The sequence below is a fragment of the Bacillus cereus genome (genome assembly GCF_002577405.1).
Taxonomy (GTDB): Bacteria; Bacillota; Bacilli; order Bacillales; family Bacillaceae_G; genus Bacillus_A; species Bacillus_A cereus_AU.
Map to the genome: position 1 here is coordinate 1 of NZ_NULR01000020.1, position 16,626 is coordinate 16,626.

A 16,626-nucleotide genomic window follows, 5' to 3' on the forward strand; every position below is an offset into this window, starting at 1 on the left:
TTGCCACCAGAGCCGCTGCCGCCAGACCCACTGCCATCAGAACCGTTGCCGCCAGAGCCATTGCCACCAGACCCACTGCCATCAGAACCGTTGCCGCCAGAGCCATTGCCACCAGAGCCGCTGCCGCCAGACCCACTGCCATCAGAGCCGTTGCCGCCAGACCCATTGTCACCAGAGCCGCTGCCATCAGAACCACTATCGTCAGAACCGTTGCCGCCAGAACCACTGCCGTCAGAGCCATTGCCACCAGAACCACTATCGTCCTGAGAACCGCCATTTCCTGGAGGTTTATTATTATCTTTTGAGTTTCCTTCTGCAAAATGATCACTGTTTTGTACAATAGCGTTTGTTATTAGCTGGAAGTTTTCCGTTGCAGCACTACCAATATTTAAGCCGCTAAAAAAGGATAAAGAAAGTGTTGATGCTAAAATGAAGATTTTTGGCATTATTTCCCTCCTGAAGAAAAAATTATTGTTCCATCTAAAATACATCCCTTTGTAATATTTCATGGGAAAAAGAGTTTTATGCAAAAAAAACTATATATAGAAAAAGGTGGTGTATTTCTAAAGAGAGAAAAGAGTTAATGTAAATTCCCTACAAATAGTAGAGTGATGGAGAATTTACACTCATAACAGTAGAGGAAGTGGCAACGGATGAAAGAATATATTGCATTTGATATTGGTGGTACGCAAATTAAATATGGAATTGTTTCAGAAATAGGGGTAGTACTAATGCATAAAAAGGTCCCAACAGAAATTCATTTGGGCGGGGAACAAATTGTTCAAAAGCTTATATATTTATCAAAAAAGTTAATGACTGAACATACTATTGCAGGAATTGGTATTAGTACAGCGGGAATTGTTGATATTGATAAAGGAGCTATAAAGGGAGGTGTGGATCATATTCCGCATTATGCTAATATTTCTATTGTTGAGAGATTACAAGAAGTATTAGAAGTCCCTGTATCTATTGAAAATGATGTTAATTGTGCAGCCTTTGGTGAGAAATGGAAAGGTGCTGGGAGGGGAGAAAGCGATTTTATTATGCTCACGCTTGGAACGGGCATTGGTGGAGCAATTGTTATAAATGGGGAGTTATACCGTGGACATTCGTTTAGTGCTGGGGAATGGGGGAATATGTTAATAGAAGGGAAAACTTTTGAGGAGGTTGCCTCAATTTCGGGATTAATTCATCTTGTACGAAGGTATAAAGGCGAAGAGGAGTGGGATGGTAAAACAATTTTTGAATTATATGATAAGGGTGATAGTAGTGTTGCTCAAGCTGTGAAGATTTTCTTTAGACATTTGGCGATTGGAATTAGTAATCTTGCTTATATTTTTAATCCGAAAATGATTATTATTGGTGGGGGAATTACTGAAAGAGGAGATGATTTCTTAAATGAAGTGAAGGAAGAGATCGGAACATACTTAAATCAAGAGATTTATAGTAATTGTGAGATTAAACTTGCGCAAAGCGGCAATTGTGCAGGAATGATTGGTGCTATTTACCACTTCTTACATCATCATAAGTAAGTTATATGAATGTTTTCATATAACTTAGAATTTATCCTTTTTCTCACTAGATAAATAATGCTACAATATAAGAGAAGAATACAATATTTTCCGATTTGGAAAATGCTTTGTAGAAAGGAAGAAACTTCATGCCTATTATTTTAGAAAAAGGACAAAAGATCGATTTAACGAAAGGACAACCAAGAGTAGCAAAACTACAGGTTGGCTTAGGCTGGGATCCAATTGGGCAATCAGGTGGGTTTCTGTCTTCATTATTTGGAAGTAAACCAAATGTAGATTGTGATGCGTCTGTTGTTATGTTAGAAGGAGATCGTTTTTTAAACAAAAATGATCTAGTTTACTTCGGTAATAAACTCTCTACTTGTGGCAGCATTATTCATTCAGGAGATAATTTAACAGGTGAAGGCGCTGGTGACGACGAAACAATTTTCGTAGAATTACATAAAGTTCCGAGCCGTATTAATCGTTTAGTATTTGTTGTAAATATTTATGACTGTGTAAATCGTCGTCAAGATTTCGGGATGATTCGTAATGCATATATTCGTATTCAAAACCCGCAAACTGGTGAAGAGTTAGCACGTTATAACTTGTCAGATAATTATGCTGGCAAAATGACTCTAATTGCAGGGGAAATGTATCGAGACGGAAGTGAATGGAAGTTTTCAGCAGTTGGAGAAGGCACACAAGATAAAAACTTAAGTGAGATTGTATCACGTTATCAATAAAATAAACTGAGGAGGAATTGTATATGGCATCAATTTCATTGAAAAAGGGACAAAAGGTAGACTTAACAAAAACGAATCCAGGTCTTTCAAAAGCTCTTGTAGGGCTTGGTTGGGATACGAATCGTTATGATGGACAAAACGATTTCGATTTAGATGTTAGTATCTTCTTAGTAGGTGCGAATGGTAAAGTTTCAGGAGCAGAGGATTTCGTCTTCTATAATAATCCAAAAGGTGCGAACGGCGCTGTAGAGCATTTAGGAGATAACCGAACTGGTGACGGTGAAGGCGATGACGAAACGATTAAAGTAGATTTAAAAAATGTACCTGCACATATCGAACGTATCTGCTTCGCAATTACAATTTATGATGGAGAAGGACGTAGCCAAAACTTCGGACAAGTTTCTAACTCGTTCGTACGTATTCTAGATGAAGAAAAGAATGCGGAATTAATTCGTTATGATTTAGGAGAAGATTTCTCTATTGAAACAGCGGTAGTAGTAGGTGAATTATACCGTCATGCAGGTGAATGGAAATTCAATGCAATTGGAAGTGGATTCCAAGGTGGATTAGGTTCTCTATGTAATAACTTTGGATTAGATGTAGAGTAATAAATTAATATATCCATCAGTAAACATATGTTTACTGATGGATATATTTTTTAAAATTAAATTATAGAGGTGAATATACATGGTTATTCAATTACAAAAAGGTCAGAAGATTGATTTAGGTAAAACAAGCCCCGGTTTATCCAAAGCGGTAATTGGTCTTGGCTGGGATATTAAATCTTATGATGGTGGATCTGATTTTGATTTAGATGCATCAGCCTTTTTATTAGATGCGAACGGCAAATGTACGAAGGAAACTGATTTTATTTTCTATAATAATTTACAGTCTCCTTGTGAATCAGTTTTACATACAGGAGATAACCGTACAGGTGCAGGTGACGGGGATGATGAGCAACTTGTTGTAGATTTGAAAAAGGTTCCAGCAGATGTTCATAAAATTGCTATTACAGTTACAATTTATGATGGAGAAGGCCGTAATCAAAACTTTGGACAGGTTGCAAACGCATTCGTCCGTTTAGCAAATGAAGAAACAAACGAAGAAGTGCTTCGTTTTGATTTAGGGGAAGATTTCTCCATTGAAACAGCAGTTGTCTTTTGTGAATTATACCGTCATAATGGACAGTGGAAGTTTAATGCAGTAGGAAGCGGATTCCAAGGTGGATTAGGTGCGCTTGTAAGGGCGTATGGCCTGGATGCATAGAAGGGAAACGATATTCGTTTCCTTTTTTTGACCTTTCTATAAATCTAGCAAAGAATAGGGGATAAAGGTAAGATGAGTATTTTGCAAGGAATCCTTGATACGTATGCTCAGTTTTTCGACTTGGACATGTGGATTAAAGTGTTGCAGGATCCAGTATCTTGGGGATTAATTGGTACACTTGTTGTACTTGAAGGGTTATTATCTGCTGATAACGCACTTGTATTAGCGGTAATGGTAAAACACCTTCCAGAAGAGAAACGTAAAAAAGCATTATTCTATGGACTTATTGGAGCGTATGTATTCCGATTTATCGCGATTGGAATTGGAATGTACTTAATTAAATTAGCATGGGTAAAAGTGTTAGGTGCACTTTACTTAGCTTGGCTTTCAATTAAATACTTCATTGATAAAAGAAAAGGTAATGGAGAAGAAGAGGAAGCTCATGGTATGAACCAAAATAGTATTCTCTTTAGAATGTTCGGTGTCTTCTGGGGAACAGTTGCGATGGTTGAATTAATGGATATCGCATTCTCTGTAGATAGCGTACTTGCTGCATTTGGTGTATCAAATGAAGTTTGGATTTTACTATTAGGTGGAATGCTTGGTATTTTAATGATGCGTGGTATTGCGGGCGTATTCTTAAAATTGTTAGAACGTATTCCAGAACTTGAAACGACAGCATATATTTTAATCTTAATTATTGCAGCAAAAATGCTACTGTCTGTTATTCATATTGAAATGAGTCATACAGTGTTCTTTATTATTTTAGTTGTAGCATTTGGAGTAACATTTATAATTCACTACATGAAGAATTCTGGACAAGCTAAAGAAGAAGTTGCAGCTACTAAAAATAATCATAAATAATTGAAATGGGTTTGCTCGTTTTGCGAGCGCCCATTTTTTATAACTAAAAATAGTTTATAATAGAAGAAGGTCTTAGAAAAACCGTAAATGTTTTTGGAGGTGAACTGTTGTGTTTTCACGTTTTACACTTCAACCATATGCATTAAAAGATGAATCAGATTTAAAGCAACTTGAAACGCTTTTAGAAAAACGCCCACAATATGAGCTGACAGAGAATGAGATGAAATTTAGTCATATAGCATGTCGTATTCTTGGTGTTCCTAATGATGTAGATGAATATTTCAATGATCTATTTGATTACAGTGAAGCGAAAGGAATCGAAGTTTTGCACGAACAAAATTTAAATAAAGTGATTGATTCTGAGAAGCTTCGTCATATTCAAGAAGTGTTTGGATTACATCAAGGAGCAGCGAATGGTTTGACGGTAAATAGACTGGTAGCACATTTATCTGGGAAACAACTTTTACCGAAAGTAGACAATCCTGACTTACAACATTACATACATGCAACGTTTATTTCTGTATTGAAATTGTATGAGAAACAACATAATCAATCATTAAAAACAGAAGGATTTCGTCGTTTCTTAATCGATATGATTAAATTAAGTGAAAATTACGTAGCGAAGTGGTTCTCTACAATTAATTATAAGAAACAAATGCCGCGTATCGTTTGGTACGGTGATGCGACAGAGAGTCGTATATATTTCTTATACTTTCTTATTATGCTCGGTTGCGATGTACTTTATTATCATCCAGAAGGAAAAGATGGATTTGAGAGTGTGGATGAGGAAGGCAGGACTTTTGTCGTATCTCACCAAAGCCGTATTTCATTGGAGCCATTTCCTGACCGCCGGCGTGAACGCGTCGCAACAGTAGCGTATCAAGCTTCAAAGGAAATTGAGCAAGTACTTCACCACGATAATTCACTATTATACAAACCGTGGCAATTCCGTTCGTATACACCTGTAGCTCGTACGCTCAAAACAACGTACGATGAACTCTTTTTGATTACGAAAGAAAAGGCATTTGTACGTCCAACATTCTTTGTGGAAAATAAGCATATTTATATTCCTTCTTTATTTGCAAAAATATCAGGTGTGTCAAAGAATGATAAAGAGTATTTTCAACGATTAAAGGCTGTTACATCATTTGATAACAGTTTATTAATTAATACATTTCCGTTTACGAAAGAACAAAAAGCGAATTTCCAATACCATTATCGAGATGCGTTAGATCGAGCTGGAAAATTACACCCTGATTTAATTATGAATAGTCATTGGTGGCCACATAAGCGTTTACCAGAAGGATTGCAGCATGGTATTGCAGAGGCAATCATTCATACGTGTGAAAGTGAAATGTGTAAACCAATTGGGAAAGAGACGAAACAAGAGGTAGCACTATATGTTTTCGCACAGCTCTCTCAAATACCACCTAATATTTTAGAACAACTTGAGAAATTTGATTATTCACAAGACGTACCAAAAATTGTTATATTTAATAATGAGAAGAGCGGAGAATTAACTCGTTCTGATGCTGTTTTATTACTATTTTTAAATCAAATTGGAGTAGATGTATTCCATTTCAATCCAACGGGAAGAAACGATATTGAACCGTATATTGAAGCAGGAGCATTTGATTCACACTGGCTTGAAGAAGTTAATTTCGATCTTGAGTTTCATGGTTCATCAGCCTATAAAAATTTATCACAAACAATAAAAGGACTATTTCGTCCATTCTTATAAGGAAAGGGAGAATACCATATGAATAACCCAGTCATACTAGATCCGAAAACAGAATTAAATGAGCAAACGGCACAAGATGTTCGTTTACAACTTAGACAAGATGCGGAAGTGCAACGTATTTATAATGCGGTAGATATTAAAGATCAATTAGAATTAATCGAACTTGGAAAAGAACCATCTATGGAAATTTCACGTTTCGCTGATCAAATTTTACATACAATGTCTTTATCAAAAATAGAAGACTCTGGTGAATTATTAAAACAGCTTGGTAAAATTATGGACAGATTTGATAGCAAGGACTTTGCGGAAGAGAAAAGTGGTTTCTTCTCTCGCATGTTCAAAAAAGCAGATAAAATGATTGAACAAATCTTTAGTAAATATCAAACGATGGGCCGCGAAATGGATAAAGTATACGTGGAAATTACGAAGTATCAAGATGAAATGAAAAAATCAATTGGTACGTTAGATGGCCTGTATGAGCAAAACTTAAAGTATTATTTAGATTTAGAAAAATACGTAGTAGCAGGGGAAATGTTATTAGAGCGTTTAAATACAGAGTTAGTGCCGATGTATGAAGAGCGCGTACGTAATAATGACCAATTAGCTGGTATTGAATTAGAATCGCTTAAAAACTCTGTTGAAATTTTAGAACAACGTATTGATGATTTAGAAAAAGCACGTATGGTTGCGCTGCTTACAGCACCACAAATTCGTATGGTTCAACGTGGTAATAATAAATTAATTGGTAAGATCAATACAGCATTTATCACAACGATTCCTATCTTTAAAAATGGTATCATTCAAGCGGTGAATGCGAAGCGTCAAAAGCTTGTTGCAGACTCTATGGCTGAACTTGATCGTCGTACAAATGAATTACTTAAGAAAAATGCACAAAATATCGCGACTCAAAGTGTGGAAGTAGCGAGATTATCAGGTTCTTCTAGTATTAAGATGGAAACACTTGAGGAAACTTGGAACATTATTTCAAGAGGTATGCAAGAAACACAACAAATTGAAGAGCAAAATAAACGTGAGCGTGAAGAAAGCCGCAAACGTATGGCTACATTAACAGAGAACATCAAAAAAGAATTGCACGGATAAAGTGAAAAGGCAATGAGGACTAGTCCTCATTGCCTTTTAGTTTCTCTTAACTAATTTAATGATTTCATTCACAACAAGCGGAACGATACTTAATAAGAGAACAAATCCCCAATCTCGCATTGTTAATGCGTGTACACCAAATATATTTGCAAGAGGTGGGATGGAGATGATACAAACTTGCATAAGAATACCGATAAGAAGTGAGAAGACTAAGTATTTATTTGTAAATATCCCAATTGAAAAAATGGATTTCGTTCTTGAACGCAAGTTAAATGAATGAACGAGCTGAGAAAAACTAAGAACGACAAATGCCATCGTTTGAGCATGTAATAGGGCATCTTCATCAATTTGCTCGGGGAAAAGTGGAAATAGGTTTGTATCTCCGGAATAGAGTTTGGCCCCGATGATAAAGGCTGCTAACGTTAAAAGTCCAATGACAACCCCATTGAAAATGAGAAAAGGGACGCTACCGTTAAATAGGCTTTCTTTCGCACGTCGTGGCTTTTCTTTCATCACATCTGAATCTTCAGGGTCGACACCGAGTGATAGTGCAGGAAGTGTGTCGGTAATTAAATTGACCCACAAAATGTGGATTGGACGTAACGGTGTTGCCCAGCCGAGTAAAATGGCTGAAAAGAGAGCTATAATTTCTCCGAAGTTACAAGAAAGTAGGAAGAGAATCGACTTTTTAATATTACGATAAATGTTTCTTCCTTCTTCAACCGCTTTAACGATAGATGAGAAGTTATCATCTGTTAAAACCACATCTGCGGCGCCCTTTGCTACATCTGTTCCTGTAATGCCCATAGCTACTCCAACATCTGCTTGCTTTAAAGATGGAGCATCATTTACGCCGTCACCAGTCATGGAAACAATGTTACCTTTGTCGCGTAATGCTTTTACAATCTTCACTTTATGTTCGGGAGAGACCCTTGCAAAGACATTTAACTGATTAATTTTACTTGCTAGTTCTGTATCTGAAATGGTATCTAATTCAGTTCCAATCATAATTTCAGATTTTTCTTCAGCAATCCCAAGTTCTTTTGCGATTGCAAATGCGGTGTCTTTATGATCACCAGTAATCATGACTGTACGAATGCCAGCTTTTTTACATTCTGTAATAGAATCTTTTACTTCTGTACGTGGTGGATCAATCATACCGACAAGACCAATAAAGATGAGGTTTTCTTCGAGATGATTTATATCCACATCGTTTGAATTGTATTGTTTAAATGCGAATGAAAGTACTCTTAAAGCTTCTTGTGACATTGAACCGGCAGCGTCTAATATTTGATTTTTATTAGAATCTGTTAGGACCTCGATTTTTCCATTTTTTAAAATGTGGGTACATCGAGGTAAGAGTTTATCAATAGCGCCTTTCGTCATGCTATAGTAGCTTTCATCGTATGTATGCACTGTTGACATCATTTTACGATCTGAATCAAAAGGTACCTCATTAACACGTTCGTGTTTCTTTTCTAAATCCTCTTTTTGCATGTTAAAAGTGCTTCCAGCAACGAGAAGGGCAATTTCAGTAGGGTCCCCGGTTTGGGATTCGCTACTATAAGACGCATCGTTACATAGCACCATATTTTCTAACAACAGACGTTGTGCATCATTATTCACATTTAAATTTTCTAAGTTGTCGTATGTGTTATCACTATAAAAGTGAGTAACGGTCATTTTATTTTGCGTTAACGTACCTGTTTTATCTGAACAAATAATTGTGACAGAACCGAGAGCTTCTACAGCCGGTAGTTTCCGAACGATAACGTTTTGTTTAATCATACGCTGCACACTAATTGCAAGAACGATGGAAACGATAGCTGGCAAGCCTTCTGGAATGGCTGCAACAGCTAAACTAATAGCAGTCATAAACATTTCTAACGTATCTCGCCCTTGTAAAAAACCGATGAGAAACATAATGATACAAATAGCAACAGCGACGAAACCTAAATATTTCCCGACTTGTGCTAAGCTCTTTTGAAGTGGTGTCATATCATCGTCTGCTTCATGTAAAAGGGTAGCAATCTTACCAATTTGTGAGTGCATTCCAGTTTCAACAGCAACGCCAACGCCCCGTCCATATGTTACAAGCGTCGACATGAAGGCCATATTTTTTTGATCACCCAGTGGTACTTGTTCATCAGTTTGTATAGAAGGATGGTAAAGTGCATCCTTATCAACAGGGACAGACTCACCAGTGAGAGCAGATTCTTCAACTTTTAAATTTGCCGTTTCGATAAGTCGCAAATCACATGGGATATAACGTCCTGCATCGAGCATGACAATATCACCTGGAACGACTTGTTCAGATGGAATTTCTTTTAGCTCACCGTCTCGTTTTACGATAGCTTTAGGCGTTGACATTTTCTTTAATGCTTCTAAAGCTTGCTCAGCCTTGGATTCTTGGATTACACCAATAACTGCATTTAATATGACAACGAGCGCGATAATACTTGCATCCGCCCATTCACCTACAAAGGCAGAAATAAGTGCAGCTATAAGAAGAACGTATACGAGGACGTCATTAACTTGGGCAAAAATCCGCTGCCATAAAGTACGTTTTTGTTTTGCAGTCAATTCATTTGGCCCATACTGTTTTACACGCTCATTTACACTTTCGGCTGTTAAGCCATTTTGCTCATTTGTTTTAAAATCTGTTAATATTTGATCTTTCGTCTTACTGTACCAATTGCTCATAAGTAAGCACCTCCAGTAAAAACAGTTAGCAATGGTAGTGTTGCTATTATTTGTGAGTAGTATGTATGGAGAAAAAATCTAAGATGAGGTTCTACTTCTATTGTACAGCATTTTAAATTAGCTGGAAGAAAAGAGTAAATTTGTCATGAATTTGTTGAAATTAAAAAGAGCCTCTAGTTATGAGGCTCTTTGCTATTTTTTAATTAATGTACCTAATTCTTCTGTAATAGCTTGCATTTCACTAATGCTGAATGTTTCACGCTTCATAACATGATCATAAATGTCACGTAAATCTTCGTACATTTCCTCATTAAAGCTAGCAGCTCTCATCGCTCCAGCATTAACCATACGTAATTTTTCTTTAATAGCTTCGACCATATATTCAACGTTTTCTTCTGACTTTACGGATAAATCCACCGAAGTGTCCCCCTTTAAAATAACATAAGGATATCTTAACATTTTTTTATCATTTTCGTTAATGAAACTTTTCAATCCTATTAAATTAGTAGGGATTTCCTTTATAATTAATAATTGGTTGTTTATACTATAAGTGTATATATAGAAATACACCCAGAAGGGAAGAAACAAAAATATGGTTCAAGTATTGTTTGTTTGTCTTGGGAACATTTGCCGTTCTCCAATGGCAGAAGCGATTTTTCGAAACCTTGTCGTAAAAGAGGGACTCGAAGAGAAAATTGTCATTGATTCTGCAGGAACTGGAGATTGGCATATTGGTCATCCACCACATAAAGGAACACAAAAAATTTTAAAAGAAAATGACGTCATTTTTGAAGGAATTAAAGCAAGGCAAGTAGAAAAAGAAGACTTAACAAAGTTTGATTATATTATTGCCATGGACAACAAGAATATAGCAGATTTAAAAAGTTTAGGTAAAACTGGAGGCTATATTGGTAGGCTGTCCGATTTTGTTCCAGACGGTGGCTGGGCAGACGTTCCTGACCCTTACTATACAGGGAACTTTCAAGAGGTGTATGACCTTGTAACAGAAGGGTGTGTAAAGCTATTAGCTTTCATTCGAAATGAACAAGGAATATGAGGAAGCTTAGAAAGAAATACTTTCTAACATAAGAAATGAAAGGGTGAAGGAATATGGCAAAGAAAAATAATATTGCTCGAAACATTGCGATTGGTGTAGCTGCAGGTGTAGCTGTATCAATGTTGAAGAAAGAAAACCGTGAAAAAGTAAAAAATACAGCGGAAAAAGCAAAAACAAAGATGATTGAAATTGGTGAAAATGCAAAAATTAAAGAAAAAGTGCAAACTGTTACAGATAAAGGACGCGAACTTGCTGACTTCAATGTAGTAAAAGCAAAAGTAGCAGAAATCAAAAAATTGACGCCGTCTGTTGTAGAGACGTTAAAAGAAACGAAAGAAATTTTTAGTAAGAAAAAGGTTGAGCGAGAAGAAAAACCAGAAACGATTGAAATTCAAGCTGTATCTCCAAAAGTAGATGAGCTTAAAGCAGAGGAAGAGCCAGTAGTTGCTGAAGATGGCGGTATGAAAGAAGCACGTGAATTATTTATGAAAGACTCAAATGTAGAGGAAAAAAAAACAGAAGCGTACATTGAGTTAAAGCAAGATAAAGAAGAGAAGAAAAGCGTTTAAATATATATGAGAAAAATTTTCGAAAAGGTGAGGAGACATCGTACTTATTCGTTTGGTAAAGATTTGTATGACCGGACGATGCGCGATGATGTAGCGGGCTTGGCAGCACAGCTCGCTTATTTCTTCTTGCTTGCGATTTTTCCTGGGCTTGTTTTCTTAATTACGCTTCTTGGATTCATTGACCTTCAAACAGAAAGTGTGCTCAATTTATTAGAACCGTACGTACCGGAAGATGCGATGAACTTAATTGAAGTGAACGTAGATAAAGTTGTAAATGAGCAAAATGGTGGTTTGTTATCATTTGGTTTACTATCGATGCTATGGTTTGCTTCAAATGGGGTAAATGCGGTTATGAATGCTTTTAACCGTGCGTATGATGTAACAGAAACACGTTCTTTTATTAAAACAAGAGCTTTATCAATTGTGTTTACATTGGCTATTATTTTTATGATTGTATTTGCACTAATTGTCCCGGTATTTGGGCAAGTGATTGGGGCAGCAGTGTTTAAAATAATCGGTTTATCGGATAGTTTTTCTTACGTGTGGAGTATCGCTCGATTAGTAGCGAGTTTCTTTGTGCTATTTGCGTTGTTTAGTTTTTTATATACGTTTGCACCAGATCGAAAGTTAAAAAGAAGAGAAGTCATTTCAGGAGCATTATTTGCTACTGTAGGATGGATTGTGGTATCGTACTCATTTGCTTTTTATGTAGATAAATTTGCGAATTACGCCAATACATATGGTGGTCTCGGTGGTATCATTGTTTTAATGTTATGGTTTTATTTAACTGGGTGGGTCATTTTACTTGGCGGCGAAATTAATGGTTTACTCTATCATTATAGAACGGGTGACAATAATTCCCGTAATTAAAAATGAGCTCTTGTTCCATAATAAAAGGGAACAGGGGGGATATTTCATGAGTAATAATAAAAAGAACCACAACAATAAAAATAACAATAAACAAAAGAGCAGTTCGCATCCAAAGCATAAAACAAGCAGCAGTGCGAACGGTCATAATAGCTACCATTAAATAAAACGGGTCCTCTATGAGGGACCCGTTTTTATTTGTTTCCTTTTAATAATCGTAAGCCATTTAAAATGACAAGAATCGTACTTCCTTCATGCCCAATAACGCCGAGTGGAAGAGCTAAAAATTGTAAGAAATTCGAGCAAATGAGCATCGCAATTACAGCTAGCGAAAAGATTACATTTTGCTTCACGATACGATTCATTCGCTTTGATAAACGGATTGCTTGAGAGAGACGAGATAATTCGTTTTTCATAAGAACAACGTCTGCAGTCTCTAATGCTACGTCTGTTCCTTCGCCCATTGCCACACCAATGCTAGCGGTAGCGAGTGCAGGAGCGTCATTTATACCGTCTCCTACCATTGCTACTGTACCGTATTTCTCTTTTAACTTTTTAATCGTTTCAACTTTTGTTTCTGGCAAGCATGATGCATAATATTCCTTTATATTACTTTCAGAGGCAATTGCTTTTGCTGTTTCCTCATTATCACCGGTAATCATAATAGCTTCAACACCAATACTTTGTAAATCACGAATGGCAGCTATTGTTTCTTGGCGAAGCGTATCTTTTAAAGCGATAAGTCCAAGAATGCTCTCTTCATCACTAATATAAACGACAGTTTTACCTTCTTTTTCAAGCGAGGCAGCAATACCATCATGAAATGTCTTTGCTTCTTCACCGATAAAATTAGCTTTCCCTATTTTATAAGCTTTGTTTTCGAATATTCCTTTTAGCCCAAAACCAGTTACATCTTCAACATTTTCTGGTTTTATTAATGTAATGTCATACGTATGCTGTGCATAGTTCACAATGACTGTAGCTAAAGGATGTGTAGAGTGACTTTCAATTGATGCTGTAATAGAAAGCACTTCTTTTTCTGTTATATTTTCTCGAACATATACATCTGTTACAGTAGGTTTTCCTTGTGTTAATGTTCCTGTTTTATCAAAGGCAATCGCCTTTACTGAAGCTAGTCGTTCTAAATGAATACCACCTTTAAAGAGAATACCGTTTCTCGCTCCGTTTGAAATTGCTGATAAAGTTGCTGGCGTAATCGCTGCAACTAATGCACAAGGAGAAGCGACTACAAGTAAAATCATAGCGCGATAAAACGTTTCATTCCAACTCCAATCCAGTAAGAAATGTGGAACGAACATCATAAGCGCGACAACGATTAGTACTCCTTTTACATATGTTCCTTCAAACTTTTCGATGAATAGTTGTGATGGTGATTTTTCGCTTTGGGCACTTTGAACGAGACGAATAATCTTTTGAAATAGTGTTTGATCGCTCGGCTTCGTAATTATAACTTCAATAGCACCACGTAAATTTACAGTTCCGGCAAATACTTCATCACCATGTTTTTTTTCATTTGGAATAGGCTCCCCAGTGATAGCTGCTTCATCGATATTTGTTTCACCATTATGAATTGTGCCATCAGCAGGAACACGCTCACCGGGCTTAATTAAAATAATATCGTTAATTTGTAATTGTCCAACAGGAACGCGTTTCTCAATTCCATTTGATATACGTAATGCTTCTTCAGGTTGTAAATCAAGAAGCGCTGAAATTTCTTTTTGACTTTTACTTAACGTATAAGATTCCATTGCACCGCTTAGTGCAAAGATGAAGATTAAAATAGCTCCTTCTGCCCAGTAGCCAATTACTGCAGCACCGATAGCTGCAAAGAGCATGAGCATTTCAACGTTTAGCTCTTTCTCTTCGATTGTGTCTTCAATACCCTCTTTTGCTTTTGCAAAGCCTCCAACTACATAAGCAAGGATATAGCAAGCAATACCTATATGTATTGCATCGTTCTTTGTGAGTAACCAGCCAGCTAAAATGAAAATACCAGATACGATTGCAAATATAAGTTCATAGTGCTTTTTTAGTGTTTGAATCCAAGATGGAGTAGGTACGTTTTGTTTTGATGGTAATGTTTTTACTTCCGAATTCATCATTACTCGCCCCTTTCAAATTCTTATTGAGAAAAATAATCAAAATCGAAACCCCTATAAAACGACGAAAGCTGCCATCCATTAATGGATAGCAGCATTTCTGTTGAATCTGATTTTAACAGTTATTATATTGTAATTATTCTATAGTATAGCATATATTTTTGAGAGATGACATGTTTTTGTTTCAAGTATAAACTGAAAACTTGTGTTTTCACAGTTCCTTTGGTATATATGAATATTGTTCATAAAAAGATCGGGAAGGAAGACAATAAGTGAAGACAGAGAAGTTTTTTACCCATCCGATTGGCGTGTTTATTGCTGCGATAGTAGCAACATTTTTATGGGGAAGTGCCTTTCCCTTTATTAAGTTAAGTTATGTTGAACTAGGAATTCAGCCACAAGAAGTCGGAGAACAAATATTATTTGCTGGCTATCGATTTTTCTTAGCGGGTGTAATGCTATTATTCTTTTTTAAAGTCTTAGGAAAAGATATACACTTCAAAAAGGGAACGGGGAAACAGTTACTACAAATCGGTTTATTTCAAACGTTTCTCCAATATATATGTTTTTATATTGGAATGAGTTATAGTTCAGGAATTGAAGGAGCTATTATTTCAGGAACATCATCATTCTTTCAAATTTTACTCGCGCACTTTTTATATAAAGATGATGCTCTTAATATAAGAAAAATAATTGGGGTTTCTATCGGCTTTTGTGGTGTCATTTTAGTAAATGTACCGAGTGATGGGAGTTTATCATTCCATTTTGGAATCGGTAGCTTATTACTTCTTAGTGCAGCGATGCTGTATTCATATGGGAATATATTGGCGAAAGAAGGTAGTAAAACATTAGATGTTGGATATATGACAGCATACCAAATGATTTTTGGATCAATAGGATTGTTGTGTATAGGGGCATTTCAAGTAGGTGTGATGCCATTTACATTTAGTCTACATGCAATACTGATGCTGATCTATTTGTCTTTCTTGTCAGCGGGCGGTTTTTGTATTTGGAATACAATTATGAAGTACAATAAGATTGGAAAAGTATCCATGTATATGTTCTTTATACCTGTATTTGGTGTGTTCTTATCAAGTATGATTTTAGGAGAAGCGATTCATTCGTTTGTATTATTCGGTTTAGCGTGTGTAGCAGCAGGAATTATTGTGGTAAATCGTACTCCAGCTAAGCAGAAAAGAGAGCAAGAAAAATAAGTAGCGTAGAGAATAGAAAAGCGATTACAATGGAAGAACGGTACTGTTCTTCTTTTTTTATATAGAAAAAGGAAAACAGACTATATATAACGAAAAAAGATATAATAAAGCATTTATTGAGGAGAACATGTTATGAATGTACTGTACATGGTGTTAATCGGGCAAATCATTCTCTTTTTCATGGGAGCGATTTATGCAATACGGCAGACAAAAAGAACGAGAGACAATATGCCGTTGCCTCTAGCGATTCGTCTTATTCTTAGTTTTTCTTTAACAGGTAGTGCAATTTGGATATGGTTACAAGATCCGTCGGCAGAATATAGCACGTGGGTTGCAATTGGTATGACCTTATCAACTGTTGGAGATTTGTTTATGGCAGGATTGATTCCAATTGGTCACCGATTAATTGGAGGGATGGTTACTTTCGCTCTTGCTCATTGTTTTTATGTAAAAGCATTTTTGCAAACAGGAATTTCATGGAATGGCTTTTGGATTGGTTTACTCGTATACGGACTTTTTCTAATTATAGGGTGGTTCTTTTTCATCCGAAATGAAAAACAGGATAAGTTGTTTACGATCGGAGCCCTAATTTACGGATTGTGGGTTGGGGGAATGGCTTGCTTCGCATTCGCCTTATATTACGAGAATTCAGGAATATGGTGGGCACCAGCGTTTGGTGGTTTATTGTTTGTGATTTCAGATTTTATTATTGGTGTGACAGATATTGGTGGACGCAAACTGAAGTATGAACCACTTTGGATTTGGTTTACATATGTTGCGGCTCAAATGTGTATTGTATATGTAGGATTATAAAAAGATACTCTCAAAAATAGTAGATTGACTATTTTGAGAGTATCTTTTTTTATA

Annotated in this window: 15 protein-coding genes and 1 pseudogene; 12 read left to right on the top strand and 4 right to left on the bottom strand. The window is 36.3% G+C overall.

Translation table 11 applies throughout. The features are described 5' to 3' along the window. A pseudogene (locus COC96_RS22560) lies at positions 1 to 446 on the bottom strand (cell wall anchor protein); the annotation flags it as partial. A gap of 207 nt (positions 447 to 653) precedes the next feature. On the opposite strand from COC96_RS22560, the gene COC96_RS22565 reads away from it, so the two are divergent. The 7 genes from COC96_RS22565 to COC96_RS22595 all read left to right on the top strand — a co-directional run bounded on the left by COC96_RS22565 (position 654) and on the right by COC96_RS22595 (position 7,229). Next, on the top strand, positions 654 to 1,532 hold the full coding sequence (locus COC96_RS22565) for an ROK family protein (RefSeq protein WP_098268549.1): 879 nt from the start codon (positions 654 to 656) through the stop codon (positions 1,530 to 1,532). A gap of 128 nt (positions 1,533 to 1,660) precedes the next feature. Beyond that, complete coding sequence (locus COC96_RS22570; RefSeq protein ID WP_098268548.1) at positions 1,661 to 2,257, top strand: TerD family protein; 597 nt, start codon at positions 1,661 to 1,663, stop codon at positions 2,255 to 2,257. 23 nt (positions 2,258 to 2,280) lie between these two features. Then, on the top strand, positions 2,281 to 2,865 hold the full coding sequence (locus tag COC96_RS22575) for a TerD family protein (RefSeq protein ID WP_141436306.1): 585 nt from the start codon (positions 2,281 to 2,283) through the stop codon (positions 2,863 to 2,865). A gap of 79 nt (positions 2,866 to 2,944) precedes the next feature. Further along, positions 2,945 to 3,523, top strand: a complete 579-nt coding sequence (locus COC96_RS22580; RefSeq protein ID WP_097903380.1) for a TerD family protein — start codon at positions 2,945 to 2,947, stop codon at positions 3,521 to 3,523. A 72-nt stretch (positions 3,524 to 3,595) separates the two neighbouring features. After that, positions 3,596 to 4,387 carry a TerC family protein gene (locus COC96_RS22585; RefSeq protein ID WP_098268547.1) on the top strand — a complete coding sequence of 264 codons (792 nt, stop codon included), beginning with the start codon at positions 3,596 to 3,598 and terminating at the stop codon, positions 4,385 to 4,387. Between the two features lie 109 nt (positions 4,388 to 4,496). After that, positions 4,497 to 6,128 carry a YceG family protein gene (locus tag COC96_RS22590; RefSeq protein WP_098769403.1) on the top strand — a complete coding sequence of 544 codons (1,632 nt, stop codon included), beginning with the start codon at positions 4,497 to 4,499 and terminating at the stop codon, positions 6,126 to 6,128. 18 nt (positions 6,129 to 6,146) lie between these two features. After that, a complete protein-coding gene (locus COC96_RS22595; RefSeq protein WP_098268545.1) occupies positions 6,147 to 7,229 on the top strand; it encodes a toxic anion resistance protein in 1,083 nt (360 codons plus the stop codon). Positions 7,230 to 7,265: 36 nt separating this feature from the next. On the opposite strand, the gene COC96_RS22600 is transcribed toward COC96_RS22595, so the two are convergent. Continuing rightward, positions 7,266 to 9,932, bottom strand: coding sequence for a cation-translocating P-type ATPase (locus COC96_RS22600; protein ID WP_098769405.1), 2,667 nt, complete (start codon positions 9,930 to 9,932; stop codon positions 7,266 to 7,268). 192 nt (positions 9,933 to 10,124) lie between these two features. Then, positions 10,125 to 10,349 carry a DUF1128 domain-containing protein gene (locus COC96_RS22605; protein ID WP_000366196.1) on the bottom strand — a complete coding sequence of 75 codons (225 nt, stop codon included), beginning with the start codon at positions 10,347 to 10,349 and terminating at the stop codon, positions 10,125 to 10,127. A 175-nt stretch (positions 10,350 to 10,524) separates the two neighbouring features. On the opposite strand from COC96_RS22605, the gene COC96_RS22610 reads away from it, so the two are divergent. The 3 genes from COC96_RS22610 to COC96_RS22620 are packed head-to-tail and all read left to right on the top strand — an operon-like array spanning position 10,525 to position 12,428. After that, a complete protein-coding gene (locus COC96_RS22610; RefSeq protein WP_097903384.1) occupies positions 10,525 to 10,989 on the top strand; it encodes a low molecular weight protein-tyrosine-phosphatase in 465 nt (154 codons plus the stop codon). 53 nt (positions 10,990 to 11,042) lie between these two features. After that, positions 11,043 to 11,558, top strand: a complete 516-nt coding sequence (locus COC96_RS22615) for a DUF4075 domain-containing protein (RefSeq protein WP_098268543.1) — start codon at positions 11,043 to 11,045, stop codon at positions 11,556 to 11,558. Positions 11,559 to 11,564: 6 nt separating this feature from the next. Next, complete coding sequence (locus tag COC96_RS22620) at positions 11,565 to 12,428, top strand: YihY/virulence factor BrkB family protein (protein ID WP_098268542.1); 864 nt, start codon at positions 11,565 to 11,567, stop codon at positions 12,426 to 12,428. Positions 12,429 to 12,619: 191 nt separating this feature from the next. Here COC96_RS22620 and COC96_RS22630 read toward each other — a convergent pair whose 3' ends face one another. After that, the gene (locus tag COC96_RS22630) at positions 12,620 to 14,545 is read right to left on the bottom strand and encodes a heavy metal translocating P-type ATPase (RefSeq protein WP_098769429.1); all 1,926 of its coding nucleotides are present in this window, start codon (positions 14,543 to 14,545) and stop codon (positions 12,620 to 12,622) included. 272 nt (positions 14,546 to 14,817) lie between these two features. On the opposite strand from COC96_RS22630, the gene COC96_RS22635 reads away from it, so the two are divergent. Together COC96_RS22635 and COC96_RS22640 are read left to right on the top strand one after the other, a co-directional pair. Then, positions 14,818 to 15,759 (top strand): DMT family transporter, encoded by a 942-nt coding sequence (locus COC96_RS22635; protein WP_098268540.1) that lies wholly within the window; start codon positions 14,818 to 14,820, stop codon positions 15,757 to 15,759. Between the two features lie 132 nt (positions 15,760 to 15,891). Then, entirely contained in the window at positions 15,892 to 16,572 is a 681-nt protein-coding gene (locus tag COC96_RS22640) for a lysoplasmalogenase (protein ID WP_098268539.1), read from the top strand. The last annotated feature ends 54 nt before the right edge of the window (positions 16,573 to 16,626 follow it).